12 protein-coding genes are annotated in these 17970 nt (G+C 64.8%); 11 read left to right on the forward strand and 1 reads right to left on the reverse strand.

Going from position 1 to position 17970, the window contains the following annotated elements; genetic code table 11:
- Nucleotides 1-159: 159 nt before the first annotated feature.
- Nucleotides 160-4020, reverse strand: a complete 3861-nt coding sequence (locus FKZ61_RS18105) for a glycoside hydrolase family 78 protein (protein ID WP_141611552.1) — start codon at nt 4018-4020, stop codon at nt 160-162.
- A 782-nt stretch (nt 4021-4802) separates the two neighbouring features.
- Between FKZ61_RS18105 and FKZ61_RS18110 the strand changes: the two genes are divergently transcribed.
- The 11 genes from FKZ61_RS18110 (at nt 4803) to FKZ61_RS18160 (ending at nt 17966) form a co-directional block, all read left to right on the forward strand.
- Nucleotides 4803-5135, forward strand: a complete 333-nt coding sequence (locus tag FKZ61_RS18110) for a TadE/TadG family type IV pilus assembly protein (protein WP_170199955.1) — start codon at nt 4803-4805, stop codon at nt 5133-5135.
- A 123-nt stretch (nt 5136-5258) separates the two neighbouring features.
- Nucleotides 5259-5459: a Flp family type IVb pilin gene (locus tag FKZ61_RS18115; RefSeq protein WP_211358624.1), complete on the forward strand. Its 201-nt coding sequence runs from the start codon at nt 5259-5261 to the stop codon at nt 5457-5459.
- A 384-nt stretch (nt 5460-5843) separates the two neighbouring features.
- On the forward strand, nt 5844-6290 hold the full coding sequence (locus FKZ61_RS18120) for a TadE/TadG family type IV pilus assembly protein (protein ID WP_141611554.1): 447 nt from the start codon (nt 5844-5846) through the stop codon (nt 6288-6290).
- Complete coding sequence (locus FKZ61_RS18125; RefSeq protein ID WP_211358625.1) at nt 6277-9270, forward strand: SdrD B-like domain-containing protein; 2994 nt, start codon at nt 6277-6279, stop codon at nt 9268-9270. Before FKZ61_RS18120 ends, FKZ61_RS18125 begins: the two co-directional genes overlap by 14 nt.
- A gap of 31 nt (nt 9271-9301) precedes the next feature.
- On the forward strand, nt 9302-10105 hold the full coding sequence (gene cpaB, locus FKZ61_RS18130) for a Flp pilus assembly protein CpaB (RefSeq protein ID WP_141611556.1): 804 nt from the start codon (nt 9302-9304) through the stop codon (nt 10103-10105).
- An 18-nt stretch (nt 10106-10123) separates the two neighbouring features.
- Nucleotides 10124-11347, forward strand: coding sequence for a response regulator (locus FKZ61_RS18135; RefSeq protein WP_141611557.1), 1224 nt, complete (start codon nt 10124-10126; stop codon nt 11345-11347).
- A 14-nt stretch (nt 11348-11361) separates the two neighbouring features.
- Nucleotides 11362-12102 (forward strand): prepilin peptidase, encoded by a 741-nt coding sequence (locus FKZ61_RS18140; protein WP_141611558.1) that lies wholly within the window; start codon nt 11362-11364, stop codon nt 12100-12102.
- 112 nt (nt 12103-12214) lie between these two features.
- On the forward strand, nt 12215-13150 hold the full coding sequence (locus FKZ61_RS18145) for a type II secretion system F family protein (protein WP_141611559.1): 936 nt from the start codon (nt 12215-12217) through the stop codon (nt 13148-13150).
- A 78-nt stretch (nt 13151-13228) separates the two neighbouring features.
- A complete protein-coding gene (locus FKZ61_RS18150; protein WP_141611560.1) occupies nt 13229-14161 on the forward strand; it encodes a type II secretion system F family protein in 933 nt (310 codons plus the stop codon).
- Between the two features lie 124 nt (nt 14162-14285).
- On the forward strand, nt 14286-16454 hold the full coding sequence (locus FKZ61_RS18155) for a DPP IV N-terminal domain-containing protein (RefSeq protein ID WP_141611561.1): 2169 nt from the start codon (nt 14286-14288) through the stop codon (nt 16452-16454).
- A gap of 12 nt (nt 16455-16466) precedes the next feature.
- Nucleotides 16467-17966 carry a CpaF family protein gene (locus FKZ61_RS18160; RefSeq protein ID WP_141611562.1) on the forward strand — a complete coding sequence of 500 codons (1500 nt, stop codon included), beginning with the start codon at nt 16467-16469 and terminating at the stop codon, nt 17964-17966.
- The last annotated feature ends 4 nt before the right edge of the window (nt 17967-17970 follow it).

Below are 17970 nucleotides of genomic sequence, written 5' to 3' on the forward strand. Positions count from 1 at the left end.
GCGCAGCAGGCCTCCCGCAACCTGCCACCCCGAGGCACCTCCTGATGGCTTGATGGGATGGGTGGTATCGGAGAGAGACCTCCGAGCCCCGGCATCTTCGGATTTTTCCGAGAGATGCCGGGGCTTTTTGTGTGGGGCGCAGGTGGGTTGGGGGGCGGTTCAGGGATTTGCCACCAGGGGCAGGTAGATGGCGAACTGCTGGAGCGCCACCTGGCCCACTTCATAGGGCCCTGGGTTGTTGTCTTCGTCCAGCATCTGCACCCGCCAGTAGACCAGCGGGCCTTTCAGCTCCTTGGTGGCGGCATAGGCGGCGTTGTCGGTGGTGGCGCTTTCAGCGGAGCCAAAGAAGGGATCTTCGTCGATCTGGATGCGGTAGTTCGCCGCCCCGTGGATGGGATCCCAGCGGAAGACGGTGGCCGGGGTGACGGCCGCGCCCTGCTGCGGTTCCATCAGATGGGGCGGCAGGTATTCCTTGTAGAAGGATTGAGGCTCGCTGTAGGCCCCCAGGTTGTTATCCGCGTCGATCACGGCCACCCGCCAGTAGTAGGTGCCATCCGGCAGGGTTTGGCGTTTGGCCGGCGTGTAGGTGGTGGACTCGGTGGTGTAGGTGGCCGGGTTGCTGAAGTTGGGGTCGCCGCTGATCTGGAGCCGATAGCGGGGCGCGGCCATGCGCAGGGTCCCGGTGTTGGTCAACACCGGCGCCCAGGTGAAAGTGGGCTGCTCGTTGATGACTACACCGCCGACGGGGCTGAGGAGGGTGGGCGCCAGGGATCGCTTGGTAAAGCTCATGGGCGCGGTCCACTGGCCCATGACCTTGTCCGAGCGCCGGATGGCCACCCGCCAGTAGTAGGTGCCGTCCGGCAGGGGATCCGTCCAGGTGTAGCTGGTGGCGCCCACCTTCACGTCGATCACCGGTTTGCTGAAATTGGCGTCGTCGTCCACCTGCAGCACGTAGCCGGCGGCGCCCTCCACCCGGTCCCACACGAAGGTGGGCGTGGTCACCACGCCCTCGGGGATGACCCGGGGATTGGTGGGGACCCGGCTGCTCAGCTTGAAGCGCATGGGGGGCGACCAGGGGCCGTAGTCGAAGTAGCTGCTGCTGGTTCGATAGCGCTCGTGGCGGATGCGCACCCGCCAGTAGTAGCTCTCGTTGTCCTCCCGGGCCTGGATGGACTGGAAGGTGGCGGGCAGGAGGGTGAAAAATGACCAGGTGCTGCTCTCATAGGTCTCCCACTCCTCCACCACCTGGGTGAATTTGGGGTCCTTGGCCAGCTGCACCTGGTAGCCATCCACCGAGTCGAAGTAGGGCGTGCGCCAGCGGATGGGCGGCATGTCCTGGAAGACGAAGGGGTTGGAGAGCGGGGTATCAAAGGGATAGAGGGGCGTGAGCATGTCCGAGACAAAGGCCGGGCGGTTGAGGGTGCCGGCCTGGACGGGCAGGCTGTCCCGCAGGCCGTCTGCCGGGTCGGTGGTGGTGCTGAAGACGGTGATGGCCAGGCTGCCCACGAAGTCCTCCCGGCCGGCGCCCAAAGCGGTGAAGGGAACCTGGAGCTGGACGGCCTGGGTGGTGCTGTCATAGTGGACCTGGCCGCCGATGCCGGCCAGGCTGGGCCGGGGCATCCAGCTCTGTCCGTCCCATTCCAGGAAGAAGCTGTTTCCGGCGTCCAGCGTGTCCCCGTTTCGGTCGATGTAGAGGACGTAGTCCGGCGCGTAGAGGGGATCCACAGCGATGGGCTTGCCCATGGGATCCGTGCTTCCCCCTTCCCCTTCCCGATGATCCACATCCACGTAGAGGCCATAGCGTACGGTGCCGGTGACCGGATTGGGCGTGCCGAAGGCGATCACCCAGTAGAGGTTATTTTCGTCACCCGTTGGGCGGTTCAGCATAATGTGCAGGTCGCCCAGCTCATAGGCCCCCCAGCCGCCGTCCGGGCTGGTGGCGACCTGGGTCAGGAGGGGGTCATAGCCGCCTTGGGTATCCAGCAGGCTGGTGGCCGGCGGCACGAAATCGTATGGGTTGCCCATGATCAGGTCGTAGGAGAGGTTGAAGTGGCGCACCTCGCTCCACCCGCCCAGGGGCGATCCGCTGGCATCCTGGGCCTGGACTCGCCACCAGTAGGTGCCCATGGGCATGGCTTCCAGGCGGCCCTGCCAGGGCACGTAGTTGAGGTGGGTGGCCGTGGCCTCATCCACGACGTCGGTGAAGTCCCGGTCCCGGCTGACCTGTACCCGGTAGCGGTCGGCGCCGGCCACGGGCAGCCAGCCCAGGATGGGCGGCACCTCCACCGCCTCGAAAGCGTCGGCCGGATAGATCAACTGGATGCTCTCGGTGACCGGCAGGGTGGAGCTGCCCCGGTCGATGCGGGCCAGCCAGATGTTTTCGCTGCCCATCTGGCCGCCGTCCTTGTAGGCCCGGACCCGCCAGTAGTAGGTCTGGCCGTCCACCAGCCCGTTGAAAGGATGGGCCAGGGTCGGGGCGGCGGCATTGCCCAGGGTCTCGATCTGGAAGTTGATGGTCTGGAAGGCCGGGTCCGAGCTCACGGTGAGCTGGTAGTAGTCCGGCCGCTGGGTCAGCCCGGTGTCCGAGTTGTAGCTGAGGGCGCTGTCCCAGATGAAGAGGGGCCAGGCCACGGTCTCATCCCGATGGACGGGCAGCTCGGCCGTATTGGGCGGGTAGTAGTAGGGTGGGTAGATGGGGTTGGGGGTGGTGGTGTAACCGACGCGAAAGGCGCGGGTATCGCTCCAGGGTGTGTAGTTGTCCTCCGCGTCGATACCCCGGACCCGCCAGTAGTAGCTGCCCTCGATCAGAACATCTCTCCATTCCGGCTGGGCGTAGGAGGTCACATTATAAATTTTGATATCCGCGATGGGGCGATCGAAGGAGGAGCTTTTGTCGATCTGGATTTGATACCGTTCCACGCCGGGGATGGGGGTCCAACTGAAGAAAGGGTAGGACTGGAGGATGGCGTTGTTGGCCGGCGTCAGCAGGGTGGGCTGGAAGTACCACCGGGTGCGGAAGTGGCGCACTTCGCTCCAGGGGCTGCTGTGGCCGCCGTAGTCGATGGCCTTGACCCGCCAGTAGTAGTCCTGGTCGTTGTTGAGCTGCTTCACCGGCGTGTACTCGGTGTTGGCCGTCTGGTAGATCGTCTTGCTGCTGAAGTCCTCTTCTGTGCTGATCTCCAACTGATAGGTGTGGGCCCCTTCCACTGCGGTCCACTGGAAGCGGGGCACGTAGGCCGGCTCCAGGCCATCATCCGGGGCCAGGAGCTGGGGAGCCGTATTCCAGTTGTAGACAAAGGACCAGACCGGGCTTGACTGGCTATAGTTACCAGCGGCGTCGACGGGGGTCACCCGCCAGTAGTAGCGGTTGTTGGCGAACCGGGCGGTGGGGGTGTGCTGGTGCTTCACCGCGGTGGCGCTGTAGACCAGGTTGGTAAAGCCTTCATCCAGGGCCACCTCCAGCCGGTAGGTCGCCGCGCCGTACACGGGACTCCAGCGGAAATCCTGGTGGCCGAAGGCGGCGATCTCGCTGTCGTGGGCCGGCGAGAGGAGTTGGGGAGCGAGGGCGCCGCCGTTGCTCCAGTCTTTGGTAAAGCGCCGGGTTTCCGAGTAGGGACCGGCCACTGCGCCCTGCTCGGCCCGGACTCGCCAGTAGTAGGTGCCGTCTTTCAGCGCTTCGGTGGGCACGTAGGAGGTACCCACCGTGGTCTTTTCCACGACGGGGTCGGCGAAGGCGGCCGATTCGCTCACCTGGACCCGGTAGCGGGTAGCATCGGCCACCGGCGTCCATTGGAGGACCGGTACGCCCAGGGGTGGGTGGCTCTGGCCGGTGGTCACTGCCCCATCTTGGGGTGCCAGCAGCTGGGGCGCCTCCGGCGCGGTAGGATCCACCTCCTGGGCCAGCAGATGGCCGCCGGCCGCCATCCAGAGCCAGAAGCCCACCACAACCATGCAGGAGCCTAACAGCCGGGCCAATCGACCTGGGGAAAAGCCCCGGGCCTGGGTCGAGTATGGGGACATATGCCATCGTTCCGTCATCTTCGTGTTCCTCTTTTGTTCCACAGGTTTTCACGGGTACGTGGGCGAAACATGATTCGTCCACACGGTAGGTGGGTGCCCCGTCGTAGGCGTGGTAGGGGCGAATAATTCGCCCCTACCGGGGCCTGGCGGCAACGGGCGGGTCACGGACCCGCCCCGATGGAAAGGGGTGCCCCGTCGTAGGCGGGGGCGAATCATGATTCGCCCCTACTTTACCCGCCGGGATGTGCACCATCGGGCGGCTGGGAGCCGTCCCTACGGCAAACCGGTACCTTTGCGCAATTGGCGGCATCGGGCGGGCACGGGGGCCCGCCCCTACGGCCAGCATAGCAGCCTGACACGGTTGGGGTGAGGGCCAAACGATGGGAGTGACTACGCCAAAAGGAGGATTGGCCGCCGGTTTAGGACAGGGATCCGGGGGGAGGATGGCCGAAAACGCGAGTACGACATTTGGCACATGGGCTCAATCTTTTGTGCAGCGTTCTCCGCGGCCGCCCCTCGGTTTGTTGTCGCATTGAAATCTCGTCGTTTGGCCGATACCTGGGACCAGGCTCCCTGCTACAATGGGGGCAACTCGCAGCGGATGCGTGAAGGGTGAATACCGGAGTGCGTGATACGGGGTACCTGTTCACGCACCCCGTATCACACACCGTATCACCCACCACGCTTCTGGCAGAAAGGAGGAAGGATCCACGGAACGATGGAAGAACCTTTCTAACAGCCGCCTGTGTCATCGCCTTCGGGGCGAGGGGGCCACGACCCTGGTGGAATTTGCCCTCAGTGCCAGCGTGATTCTGCTGCTGGTGATCGGGATGATCGAATTCACCCGGGCGATCTACACCGCCAGCGTGGTCCAGGCCGCCGCCCAGGAAGGGGCCCGGGCCGGCATCGTCGACCCGGCCGAGATCAACGAGGCCGTCACCCGGCGCATGGTCGGGCTGGACCCGGACCGGGCCATCATTCGGTCCACCGTACGTGACGATAGTGTGCAAGTGGAGGTGATCTACCCGTACGAATTTATCACACCCTTCATCACCGGCGTGATGGGCGCCGACGGGGTGCAACTCCGGGGGGATACCCGCATGATCGTCTACTGACCCTACCATCTCCTGACGGTGAGGTCAGGCCACGGGGAAACCCGGTCGGTATCGGTTTCAAACGTTTACGTGTTCACATCCATTCGTGTTCAAGTTCCATTTGAGTAAGAAGGAGAAACTATCATGTTGTTCCTGATTTCCACCCTGCGCATGTACCTGCCTGTCTTGATCAAGGATGAAAAGGGACAGAGCCTGGCCGAGTACGGGTTGCTGTTGGCTCTGATTGCCGTGGTTGTAGTTGGCACCATCGCTGCCCTTGGGGGAGAAATCGCAGATGCGTTTAGCGCAATCGTAGCGGAGCTAGGAGGGGCACAAGCACCATAATTGGGGCGTTGCTCACTTTTAGAACCGCGTTGTTTCCAATCCAATACTCGCCGTGTCAGAAAAGCCCATTGTCTAGGACCCTGTAACGACTGCGCATCTGTATCACAGCTAGACACACGCCCTTCCTCGGCCAGAACCGACAGGCCCACGTCGCCACCTTTCCGGTGCCGCGTCCCGAGGGCTTCGGCATCGGAGCGGCCCGGGGAAGGGCGTCTTTCACCCGAAAAATCTGGGTCAGTACTTCGCAATGGGGCCCATCGGCGGAGGGAGCATCCTCAGATGCGGCGCCGTCCCGTCTGGCCCGGCATCTGAGGATGCCGGCTTCACGTTGGAATCATGAACGAGTGGTAGCGTCATCCAGTGCAATCTCTTGGAGGGAGGGCCATGAAGAACAATCCACAGCCTGGAACCTCCCGGCCGCGACCCGGGGAGCGGGGCAGCAGCCTGGTGGAGATGGCTCTGATCTTTCCCGTCCTGCTCCTGCTGGCCCTGGGCACCATGGACATCGGCATGGGCTTCCGCACCTATATTGGCCTGACCAACGCCGCCCGGGAAGGCGCCCGCTGGCTGACTTCCCACCCGGACGACGTGGATGGCGCGCTGGCCCGGGTCAGCGAGGAGGCCGGGCGCCTGGGCCTCAGCGTGGGCGCCATCAGCGATGGCGGCGTCGCAGTGGAGATCTCGCCCCAGCGCTCCTCCTACAGCGCCGGCGAGCGGATCACTGTCACCGTCCAGTATGACTATCCCTTGCTCTTTGGTTCGTTTACTGGTCTTCCCACAGTGCCGTTCCGCATCGGTGCAACCATGGTGGTGCTCTATGATGGCTCCTGAAACTGTCCGGGCCGGGCGCAGCAAGCAGCCTGGACGCAACAAACAGTGCCCCTGCCTGTGGGGGCGAATGGAAGAGATGTGGCGGCAGGAGGAGGGCGCCAACCTGGTCCTGATCTCCCTGCTGCTGGTGGCCCTGATGGGCTTTGCCGGCCTGGCCATCGACGGCAGCAACGCCTATTTCCAGCGCCAGCGCATGCAGTTGGCCGCAGATGCCGCCGCGCTGGCCGGCGCCCGGGAGCTGGCCACCTCCCCCGTGGTCCTGATGGACCAGGTGGATGCCGTCATCCGGGAAGTGGCCATGGCCAACGGCGCGGACGAGGTCACCTGGCGCCTGATCAACAACAATACCGGCGTCCACGTGGTGGCCCAGCGCACCTTTGGCACCTACTTCGCCCGGGTGCTGGGGCAGGGCACCATGAGCGCCCGGGCCTCGGCCGCGGCCGAAGCCACCTACCAGCCAGTTTCGGCCACCGACAACCTCTTTCCCATGACCCTTTCCTGTGACTGTGTCAGCCTGGGGGCAGATCAGACATTTGTTTATATGGATACGCCGCCTACGCCCGAAGGAAGCGAGCCCACCGCCACCCCCACGGCGACCCCCACCGCTACGCCTACCCCCACGGCCACAGCCCAGCCCACCCAGGAGGCGACTCCCACGGCGACCCCCACCGCCACCCCCACGGTCCAGCCCCCGGCCGAACCGGAAAAGGTGATCATTGCCTTGAACGATAACAAAAATACCAAATATGCCATCACCTTTGACGGGCGGACCGGAAACACCTGGCATTACACCGTCTACGAGCTGCGGGGGCGGGATCTGAGCCACTGGGATCTGGGCATCGGCTCCTGCCTGGATCGGATTGTGAATGCCTCGCCCGGGGGCGCAGAGATGGGGGTAGACGGCAGCACCGGCTTCTACGGCATCAAGTGGGACGTCTCCGACGGTTTCAGCAGCGGCTCCTTCGCCATCACCCTGGACGGCGACTACCCGGCCGGCACGGTGGAGGCGCTGGTGAAAGGCGGGCCCAACTCGGCCACCGGCCAGATCACCGGCCCTATCTGTGATGATGCCCAAAGCCAGACGACCGCGGCGGCTGCTTCCGCGCCGGACGACGACACCACTTATACCACCTTCGCCACCTACGCCAGCGAAGCGCCCGATCCCGGCCCGGTCACCATCGAGCTGCTGGACAACAAAAACTCCACCTATGAGGTCACCATGGTCCAGAAGAGGGGCAACACCTGGACCTATCGGGTGCGGGAAGTGCGGGGGCGAGACCTGAGCCACTGGAACCTGGGCATCGGCACCTGCCTGGACCACATTGTGAGCACCAGCCCCGGGGGCGCCGAAATGGGTACCGATGGCAGCACCGGCTTCTACGGCATCAAGTGGGACGTCTCCGACAGTTTCGAGGACGCCCAGTTCTCCATCACCCTGGATGCCGACTATCCCGCCGGCACGGTGGAGGTCCTGGCCAAGGCGGGCACCAAATCCAAGGCAGAACAGATCATGGGGCCCATCTGCGATGGCTCCGTAGAACCGGTGGAAGAGATGGGCCCCTGCCTGGACACCATCGATTTCGAGACCAACGCGGCCGGCTCTCCCCTGAGCAAGGGCCAGATCATCGACGAAGAGTGGGCGGCCTGGGGCATCCACGTCACCACCGACCGGGGTCCCGGCCACCCGGCCATGATCTTCGACAGCACCCAGCCCAGCGGCGGCGATGCCGACCTGGGCACCCCCAACGAGGATTTCGGCGGGCCCGGCGATGGCGAAGGTGGCGGCGTGGGTGAGCCCGGCGAGAACAACCGGGCCCAGGGCAAGGTCCTGATCATCTCCGAGGACGGCGACATGTCCGACCCGGATGACAACGGCAGCGGCGGCACCATCCTCTTCACCTTCGATCACCCCGTCCAGATCGATCAGGTGCACATCCTGGACATCGATGACGACGAGGCCGGCGGTTGGGTCGCTGCCTACAGCGACAGCGGCGGACAGCAGCTCCTGACCAAGGTGGAGATGCTGGGGCTGGGCGACAACAGCTTCCAGGTGGTGCCCCTCTATGTCTCCGGTGTGCGTCGGCTGGCCATCCACTTCCCGGCCAGCGGCGCGGTGGCGGCCATCGCCTCCTGCCAGAGCTCGCCGGTCAACCTCTACAGGCTGGGGGATCGCATCTGGCAGGACACCAATGGCAACGGCATCCAGGATGAGGGGGAGCCGGGCATTGCCAACGTGGAACTGGAACTGACCATCGTGGGCCAGCCCCAGGTGGTGGACCGGGTGACCACCGACGGGGAGGGGCGCTACGCCTTTGAAAACCTGCCCGCCGGCAACTACATGGTGAAGGTGGCCGACAGCAACTTCAACAGCGGCGGTCCCCTGGCCGGCTATACCTACAGCCCCCGGGACAGCGCCAGCGACGACGTGGACAGCGACTTTAACGAGTCCACCGGCAAGGCCGTGGCCATCGTGGCCAACGGTGACAACCTGACCGTGGATGGCGGCTTCGTACCCCCTGCCTCGCCGCCCCCGCCGCCCGACGACGAAGACGAGGGGGACATCGGTGGCGGCAGTGACGGCGGTGATGATGGGGGCGAGAACATGTGCGAATTGACCTGGCTGGACTGGAACGGCGGCTCCAGCAGCGTGAACGAGCTGCGCCAGAACATCCAGGACCTGAGCCGCAGCGGCAAGTGGCGCATCGGAGATGTGATCCCCAAGGGGCCGCCATTCAATAACGGCACCCAGGTGGCCAGCCAGCTCCGGGATTGGGAAGGCAAGTCCTTCATCATCCCCCTCTCCCGGGCCAACGGCAATGGCCGTCTGGTCTGTGGCTTCGCCCGGGTGACCCTGATCGACTACGAGGCTGTCGGCAACCGGCAGTCCTTTGTCATGCGCTTCCTGCGCTGGTTGGCCCGGGGCGAAGTGGAAGAGGGCGCGCCGGATTTCGGCCTGCGGGACGTCCGGGTCGAACGGTGAGTGGGTCTTTGTGCAAGAACGAGAGTGAACCATGAAACACAGCGGACTTCTATGGTGGGTTGGTGCCCTGATTTTGGCATCTCTGGCTGGCCTGTTGGCCTACGGCGTGTTGGCCACAGCGGCGCCCGCCGCGGCCGATCGCTTAGATGAAACCACCCAGCCGGTGGTGGTGGCCGCGACCAACATTCCCTTCCGGCGCTCCATCGGCGAGAGCGAACTGATCATTCGCAACCTGCCCCTGGACGCCGTGCCGGAAGGGGCGGCCACGTCCCTGGATCAGGTGGTGGGCAAGATGGCCACGGTGGAGATCTTCGCCAACCAGCCCATCCTGACCCAGTACCTGGTGACGCCGGACATCGTCACCCAGGCCGTGGCCCTGTCCGTCCCGGAGGGGAAGACGGTGATCGCCGTCCCCACCCAGTCCAAGCTGATCAGCAACCGCCTGATCCGCCCCGGCGACCGCATTGACCTGATGGCCACCTTCGACGTGGAGGTCCAGCGCTCCCAGGGCAGCGGACCCCTGGCCGAGACCATCGCCCTGATGCAGAACCTGGAGGTTCACGCCATCATCCTCCCGGCCACCACCGTGGAGGAGGGGCCGTCCTCCCTGACCAGCCAGGAAGGGGGCGTCTTCCGCACCCCGGATGAAAAGGGGCAGTCCATCATCCTGGCCGTAGACCCTCAGGACGCCTTGACCATCCGCCACATCCTGGATGTGGGCGGCTCACTGGACCTGGCGGTGCGGGCTCCGTCCGACGATAGTGTGGTGGACATCAAGCCGGTGGATCAGTTCTACCTGGCCGAGCGTTACGGCATCGACCTCAACCGATACTAAGGACAGTTTGGTGTAACCATGGATGAGCAGAAAACGTTGCATCTCGGCCTGGTGACAGGCGACCCCTTCCGGGCTGAAAGTCTGGAGCAGATCCTCCAGGAGTTGGGCTGGCAGCTGACGGCCTGTGTCAACCTGCCGGAGCCAGAACGTCGGCTGCGGCGCCAGCCCCTGGACCTGATCCTGGTGGACCTGGACCTGCCTTCCGCCATTGCGCAACTGGGCGAGCTGGTCCGACTTTTCCCCCACATTCCTGTGCTGGCCCTGGCCACGCCCCAGCGGCTCATCGAGCTGCAGGATGCGCTCCAGGCGGGTGCCACTGGCTTTGTGGCCTTCCCCATCGAGGTGGGCCATTTCCAGACCACGGTCCTGCGGACGGTCCAGGCCCGCTCACTCCAGGCCTCGCCCCAGGCCGGTGCTGCTGCTCGTCCCCGGGGCGCCCGGATGATCGCGGTCACCGGCCTCAAGGGGGGCGTGGGGCGCAGTACCCTGGCCGTGAACCTGGCCGTGGCCCTGCGGCAGCAGACCGACCAGGATGTGATCCTGGTGGAGGCCCATCACCACCTGGGGGATCTTTCCCTGATGCTCAACGTGGTGCCCAGGCACACCCTGGCCAGTTTGGCGAAGGAAGAGAACATTGACCTGGACGTGATTGAAGGCCACCTCCAGCCCCACCGCAGCGGGGTTCGGCTGCTGGCCGCACCGCCGGATCTCTCCCAGTTGGTGAGCCTGCCTGTGGAGAGCTGGCGCCTGATTCTGCAGTATCTGCGGGAGCTGGCCGCCTATGTGGTGGTGGACACCGGCGCCGTCGCCGATGATGTCCTTTCCGAAGTGCTGACCCTGGCGGACGAGATCCTGATCGTCACCGGGCCGGACCTGGCCAGCCTGCGCAACGCGCTGGTACTACACAACGCGCTGGAGAGCGAGGCCAACGTACAGGGGCGCCCCCATATCGTCCTCAATCGGGCCGGTGTGCGTGGGGGGCTGACCGAGGCGGCCAGCAGTGCCCAGCTTGGAGAGCGGATCGGGGCGGAGATCCCGGACGATCCGGCCCTGGCCACCTTTGCCCTGAATCGGGGCATGCCCTTCGTCCTGAGCCATCCACGATCCTTGCTGAGCCGGTCGGTGGTGCGGCTGGCCGTAACCCTGGCCGGCAAGGGCGCTGTGAAGCAGGCGTCCGCCAGAGCCCGGCGGCGGGCGGGGCTGCCCTTTTTCGGGCGGCGGCGGGCCGTTGAAGCCACTTGAGGGGAGTCGTGACCATGGCGTTTGTGGCCGTGTTACTCTTGGGGCTGCTGGCCGGCTGGGCCGCCAACTGGGCCATCGAGACCCTGCCGCCTGCGAGGGAAGGGCACCCTGCCGGGCAGGCAAGCTGGGCGTGGCCTTTCCACCGCCTGGCCGATCTCGTGGCGGGCCAGGGACAGGCGCCCCCGTCCAAGGCGGCAGGGCTACGCACCCTGGCCGTCTGGGGGGGGGCCTTCCTGCTGGTGACCCTGGCCTACTGGCGGTTGGGCTGGAGCCTGCAAATGGTCATGGTGGCCCTGGTGGCCTGCTTCTTCCTGGCCATTGCGGTCATCGACCTGGAACATCGGCTGGTTCTCAACCGGATGCTGTTGCCGGCCCTGCCCTTTTTGCTCCTGGCCGGGCTGGTCATCCAGTGGCCCCGGGCCGCATCGCCGCTGCTGGGGGCTGCCGTCGGTTTTGGCCTCTTCCTGGCGATTGCCCTGGTGCGCCCGGGCGGGATGGGCATGGGAGACGTCAAGCTGGCCGGCGCCATTGGCCTGGTGACCGGGTTATCCGGCATCTGGATCGCCGTTGTCATCTGCATTTTTACGGGGGGCCTCGCGGCGCTGGCCCTGTTGGTGTACTGTCGGCTGCGTGGGCAGTCCGTCCGGGGGCAGACCATGGCCTATGCGCCGTACCTGGTGTTGGGCGCCTGGGCGGCCCTCTACTTTGGGCCTGAACTCTGGAGGCTCTACCTGGGGCTTCCCCTGCAAGGATAGTAAATCCCGGCAGAAATTCGCCGATGGGTTTCCACCAGAGGGAGCGCGCCCAGAGGGCACCCCGAATTTCTGCCGTGGTATTTACGCCAGACTGTAATCAGGAAAGATCCGCATGAATGTTGCATTGATCGTTGCCGCGTTGGTGGTTTTGGCCGTGCTGTCCGCCATGGTGGGCATGTATTACTGGCTGGGCTGGACGCGGGACGTGGAAAAACGGCTGGCGGCCTCTTTTGCCCCCGCTGAATCGGAGGTGCGCCGCGGTCGCCTGCAGGATCAGGTCAATCAGCGGATCAGCCGTTTTGCCATGGGCGCGCGCCTGGAGCGCCAGCTGGAGGCAGCCGACAGCCAGTTTACCGCGGCCGAATACATCATGCTGCGGATCGGCCTGACCCTGCTCTTTTTCCTGGTGGGCTGGGTGATTGTCCGCCATCCCATCGGCGGCCTGACCCTGTCCCTCGTCGGCTGGATGTTGCCGGGTTTTTACCTGCGGCGCCGGCAGAGCAAGCGGGCCAAGGAGTTCGCCGACCAGCTGCCCGACATGTTGAGCATGTTGGTGGGTTCCCTGCGGGCCGGCTATGGCCTGCTCCACGCCCTCAGCGTCATCGAGGATGAGATGCCGGAGCCCATGTCCACCGAGTTCGGCCGGGTCATCCGGGAGACGGCCCTGGGCTATAGCCTGGGCGAGGCCCTGGATCACCTGGTGGAGCGCATCGACAACGACGACCTGGCCCTGATCGTTACCACCATCCACATTCAAAATGAGGTGGGCGGCAACCTGGCCGATGTGCTGGAGACGATTTCCAAAACCATCCGGGATCGGATCCAGTTGAAGGGCGAGATCCGGGCCATGACGGCCCAGCAGCGGGCCACCGGTTCCATCCTGTCGGGACTCCCATTCGCCGTGGGGGTGCTCCTGATGCTGATCAATCCCGAATACATGCTGGGCATTTTCCAGCCGGGTTGGCCGTTGCTCATTCCCGCTGGCGCGGTGGTGATGATCATCCTGGGGAATATCATCATGCGGATGGTGACCCGGATCGATGTGTGAGGGAGCATGAGTCGACACCGGCCTGGCGTTCTGTCACGTCCAGAATAAACCGTCCGCGAGAACGAGGAGGAGTACACCATGGATGTCGTATACGCTCTGGTTGCCATATTGGCCAGCATGAGTTTGTTTGCCCTTTTCATGGGGCTGCGCAGCTGGCAGGCCAGCCGGACCGTTCCCTCGGTGGCGGACTTCCTGGCAAACAGCATGCAGGCCGGCGGGACGCCGCCGGCTCTGCGCGACCTGGAGATGACCCGCCCGTGGAGCGAGCGGGTTCTGCGGCCCCTCCTGCGGCGGCTCTATCGGCTGGGACGCTATCTTACGCCCTCCCGCAACATCGAGGAACTGCAGCGCAATCTGATCCGGGCCGGCCTGCCTGGCGGGTTGACTGTGACCGACTTCCTGGGCCTTCGCTTTTTGGCCGGGGCCATCCTGGGAGGGCTCACCTTCTTCACCCAGGCCCACCAGCGGCCCCTGGCGATGGTGGTGCTGATGACCCTGGTGGCCTTTCTGGTGGGGCTCTATCTGCCCAACTTCTGGCTGCAGAGCAAGGTCCGCCGCCGGCAGAAGGCCATTGCCCGGGCTCTGCCCGATGCCCTGGACATGATGTCCATCTGCGTCGAGGCGGGTCTGGGCTTTGAAGCCGCCATCCAGAAGGTGGCTTCCCAGTGGGACAATGAGCTGGCCGAGGAGCTGCGGCGGGTGATCAGTGAGATTCGGGTGGGCATCGGCCGCAGCGACGCCCTCCATCACCTGGCCGAACGCACCGGGGTGCCGGAGGTGGCCAGCTTCGTGGCCGTGCTGGTCCAGGCGGACCGGCTGGGGATTGCCATTCGGGATGTGCTGAATACCCAGGCTGCCCAGATGCGCATCCGGCGCCGTCTGTTGGCGGAGGAGGAGGCCCGCAAGGCGCCCCTCAAAATGATGTTCCCTTTGGTGTTTTTCATCATGCCGGCGCTCTTTGCCGTGGTGTTGGGGCCGGCCATCCCGCGGCTGATGAATGGCCTGCGTTGATGTCGATGGTGCATCCTGGGGTGCAACATCCTGGGCTTGAAATGGAGAAGCGTACATGAAATGGTCCTGGACAACGTTTTCCGGAACGCAGGCAGAAAGCCCGTCCGTTTCTGAAGTGGAAAAGGTGCCTCCGTCCAACGGCGCGCCCGCGGCTGGAAGCGACGAAAAGCCTCGCCAGCGCGGCGGGAAGCCTGCCTGGCTGGGAGGAACGAATGGGCATGGGGGGAGCAACGGCGCACGCCGGCCTGCCGAAGAGCGGCCTGCGGCGCAGGACCCCTTTGCCGTCGAGGCGCCGGGGGCCGCCCGCGAAGGCTGGTGGAAGGCCGGGGACTCGGCTAAACCGGGGTCGGATGTCAGCGCCGAGTGGCAGGAGCCTTCTTCCCGTGGCCACAGCCCGGTGCCGCCCACCTGGGTGGTTGCATCGCCGGAAGCGGAGGCAACCGATGAGACAGCGCCCGCTCCGCCGCTGCATCCGGACTTGCTGGTTAGCCTGGATCCCCGATTCATTCAGGCCCAGTTCCACATGCAACAGGGGGCCTGGGCCGAGGCCGAGGCCCGGCTGCGGGCCCTCCAGGCCGACTATCCCCGCTCCCAGGCGGTGATAGCCCTGCTGGACGAGCTGGCATTGCGGGCCGCGGTGGATCTCCAGTGGCGGGACCGGATCCGGGGACGTCGGCTCGGCGTGAAGACGGAGCGGCTGCTGCGTCGGCTCCTGCCTTTCTGCCTGGTCCTCCTCTTCTTTTTGAGCGGCGGGCTCTTCTACCAGCACTTCATCAGCCCGTATCGCCAGATCCAGGCCCAGGAGCGCGCCATCCAGCGGCTGAAGGAGGAGGGCATGCGGGCCCTGCAACAAGGGGCCTACGTCCAGGCCATGAATCTGTTTGACCGGGTGTTGGAGCAGTGGCCCCAGGATGCGACGGTGTTGAAGCTGCGGGAAGACGCCAAACGCCAGCTCACCCTGGCCACCTACTACCAGTTGGCCCAGAAGGTATTGGCCGCGGGGAACTACGCCCGTGCCCTGGCCCTGTTCAACGCGATTGAACAAGAGATGCCCGGCTATCGGGACGTGGGAGAGAAGATCCAGGAGATTAACACCTATCTGGAGGCGGAGCATCTCTTCACCCAGGCGGACCAGGCATTTCGCCGTCAGGAGTGGCAGAGAGCGGCAGAGCTGTTCGAGGAGGTGCGGTCCCTGGAGGGCTCCTACAAGGCCGATGTAACCCGGGAGCGGATGGCGGCGGCCTACCTGCGTGCCGGCCAGGAGATCGTCTCCCGTCGGCCGGCGGGTCTGGCCGAGTTGGAACGGGCCCGAAGCTACCTGCAAAAGGTCCGCAATGCCCCGGCAGAGGAAGCCATCGCCCGGGACGAGCTGGATCTGCTGAACACCTATCTGGCCGGGGAGCGGGCCCTGCGGGATCAGGAGCTGCGCCGGGCCATCAGCGCGTTCCATGCGGTATACCAGGAGCGTCCCACCTACCTGGGCGGCTACCTGGTGGAGCAACTCTATCGGTCCTACGTGATTCTGGCCGAACAGGTGTTGGCCGACGGGGACGCGGCCTACGCCCGGGAGCTCTACGCCCTGGCTGCCAGCCTGCCGGTGGATGACGGCGGCGAAGCGGCCCGCCAGGCCGAGCAGCTGGCCACCCTGGTGGCCCGGTCCACACCTTCCACCTCTTCGACCCCCTTTGCCAGCATCACGGCTTTGGACGGGAAAAATTTACAGGTCTACGTCGGCTGGATCGCCTTCCGCAGCAATCGGGATGGGGGGGCGGATGTCTACATCATGCGGGCCGATGGCAGCGAACAACAGCGGGCGCCCCTGGCCATCCAGGAGCAGTTCCTGGCCCAGATCCAGGCAGATCGACGTTCCAGCGACGGACGTAAGGAGGTGGTTGCCCAGCGTCCGGAGGGCCGGAACGACTCCAACATCTTCCTGCGCACCATCAACCCGCTGACCGGGGATGCCCGGGAGGTGATGGTGACCAACTTCCCCGGCGACGAGTTTGAGCCTGTCCTCTCACCGGCCGGCGACCGCATCGCCTTCGTCTCGAACCACACGGGCAACGATGAGATCTGGACCATCGGGCTGGACGGGCAGGATCCCCAACAGTTGACCCAGAACCGATGGGAGTGGGACAAACACCCCACCTGGTCTCCCGATGGCAGCCAGATTGCATTTTTCTCCAACCGCTCTGGCCGGCGTCAGATCTGGGTGATGAACGCCGACGGCACCGGCCAGCGTAACATCAGCAACAACGACTACGAAGATTGGGATCCGGTTTGGATCAAATAGGGGAGCAAATCCATGGCACTCTTTCGTAATCGAGGCCAGCAGCCTCCTCCGGTCAATGGGACGGGCGTCAACGGCGCCGGCCACGTAGGGACGATGGCTCCCCATCCCTCGCGGCCCGAAGGAGCCCGGCCATCCGGCCCGGGCCATCCGGCGCAGGCCCCGGCCATGCCTCCTGGCGGCAAAGGGAGCCACCCTCGGGTGGTCAAGGTGACGGGCTATTCACCCCCGCCCGAGTTTGCCCGGGTGCGGGAGAAGGTTCAGCAGTTTCTGGTCAATGAAATTAAGACCATGAACGATGCCCAGGAGCCGGCGGAGATCCGTCGCCTGATCGAGCCCGTCTTCAACCAGGCGTTGGCGGATGTCAACCTGGTGGTAAGCCGGGTGGAGCGGGAGCAGATGCTGGAGATGATCATGGCCGATATCCTCGGCTATGGTCCCATCCAGCCGCTGCTGGATCGGGACGATATCAGCGAGGTGATGGTCAACGGCCCCAAACAGGTCTACATCGAACAGGGGGGCAAGCTGGTGTTGACCGACGTCAAGTTCGTGGACGACGACCACGTCATGCGCATCATCGAGCGCATCGTGGCTCCCCTGGGGCGCCGCATCGACGAGGCCTCGCCCATGGTGGATGCCCGCCTGCCCGACGGTTCCCGGGTCAACGCCATCATTCCGCCCCTTTCTCTGGTGGGGCCTTGTCTCACCATTCGGAAGTTCAAAAAGGATCCCCTCAAGGTGGACGACCTGATTCGATTTGGGACTTTCACGCCCGAGTTTGCCCAGTTCGTGCGGGCGTGCGTCATGGCCCGGCTGAACATCGTCATCAGCGGCGGTACCGGATCTGGTAAAACTACGCTGCTCAATGTGCTCTCCAGCTTCATTCCAGAGGACGAGCGGATCGTTACCATCGAAGATGCCGCCGAGCTTCAGCTTCAACAGCCCCACGTGGTTCGGTTGGAAAAGCGGCCGCCTAACATCGAAGGGAAAGGCGAGATTTCCATCCGCGACCTGGTGGTCAACAGCCTGCGTATGCGTCCGGACCGAATCGTGGTGGGCGAGGTCCGCGGCGGCGAGACGTTGGACATGTTGCAGGCCATGAATACCGGGCACGACGGCTCCATGACCACCGTTCACTCCAACAGCGCCCGGGATACCCTGAACCGCATCGAGACCATGGTCTTGATGGCCGGCATGGAGCTACCCCTGCGGGCCATTCGGCAGCAGATTGCCTCGGCTGTGGATCTCATCATTCACCAGGAGCGCATGCGGGATGGCAGCCGCAAGGTGGTGCAGTGTAGTGAAATTGTGGGGATGGAGGGCGACATGATCGTGATGCAGGATATCTTCACCTTCGAGCAGACCGGCGTGGACGACAACGGCAAGATCTTGGGTGAGCTGCGCCCCACCGGGCTGCGTCCCCGCATCAATGATCGCATCCAGGATGCGGGCATCCACCTGCCGCCCAGCATCTTCGGCATGCGCAGCGCCAACCAATGGTACCAGCCGTCGTGAGGGG

This window comes from Litorilinea aerophila (assembly GCF_006569185.2).
Lineage (GTDB): Bacteria > Chloroflexota > Anaerolineae > Caldilineales > Caldilineaceae > Litorilinea > Litorilinea aerophila.

Coding starts and splice junctions, on each gene's coding strand:
- FKZ61_RS18160 (WP_141611562.1), top strand. CDS start 16,467: ATGGCACTCTTTCGTAATCGAGGCCAGCAGCCTCCTCCGGTCAATGGG.
- FKZ61_RS18135 (WP_141611557.1), top strand. CDS start 10,124: ATGGATGAGCAGAAAACGTTGCATCTCGGCCTGGTGACAGGCGACCCC.
- FKZ61_RS18145 (WP_141611559.1), top strand. CDS start 12,215: ATGAATGTTGCATTGATCGTTGCCGCGTTGGTGGTTTTGGCCGTGCTG.
- cpaB (WP_141611556.1), top strand. CDS start 9,302: ATGAAACACAGCGGACTTCTATGGTGGGTTGGTGCCCTGATTTTGGCA.
- FKZ61_RS18125 (WP_211358625.1), top strand. CDS start 6,277: ATGATGGCTCCTGAAACTGTCCGGGCCGGGCGCAGCAAGCAGCCTGGA.
- FKZ61_RS18140 (WP_141611558.1), top strand. CDS start 11,362: ATGGCGTTTGTGGCCGTGTTACTCTTGGGGCTGCTGGCCGGCTGGGCC.
- FKZ61_RS18105 (WP_141611552.1), bottom strand. CDS start 4,020: ATGTCCCCATACTCGACCCAGGCCCGGGGCTTTTCCCCAGGTCGATTG.
- FKZ61_RS18120 (WP_141611554.1), top strand. CDS start 5,844: ATGAAGAACAATCCACAGCCTGGAACCTCCCGGCCGCGACCCGGGGAG.
- FKZ61_RS18115 (WP_211358624.1), top strand. CDS start 5,259: ATGTTGTTCCTGATTTCCACCCTGCGCATGTACCTGCCTGTCTTGATC.
- FKZ61_RS18150 (WP_141611560.1), top strand. CDS start 13,229: ATGGATGTCGTATACGCTCTGGTTGCCATATTGGCCAGCATGAGTTTG.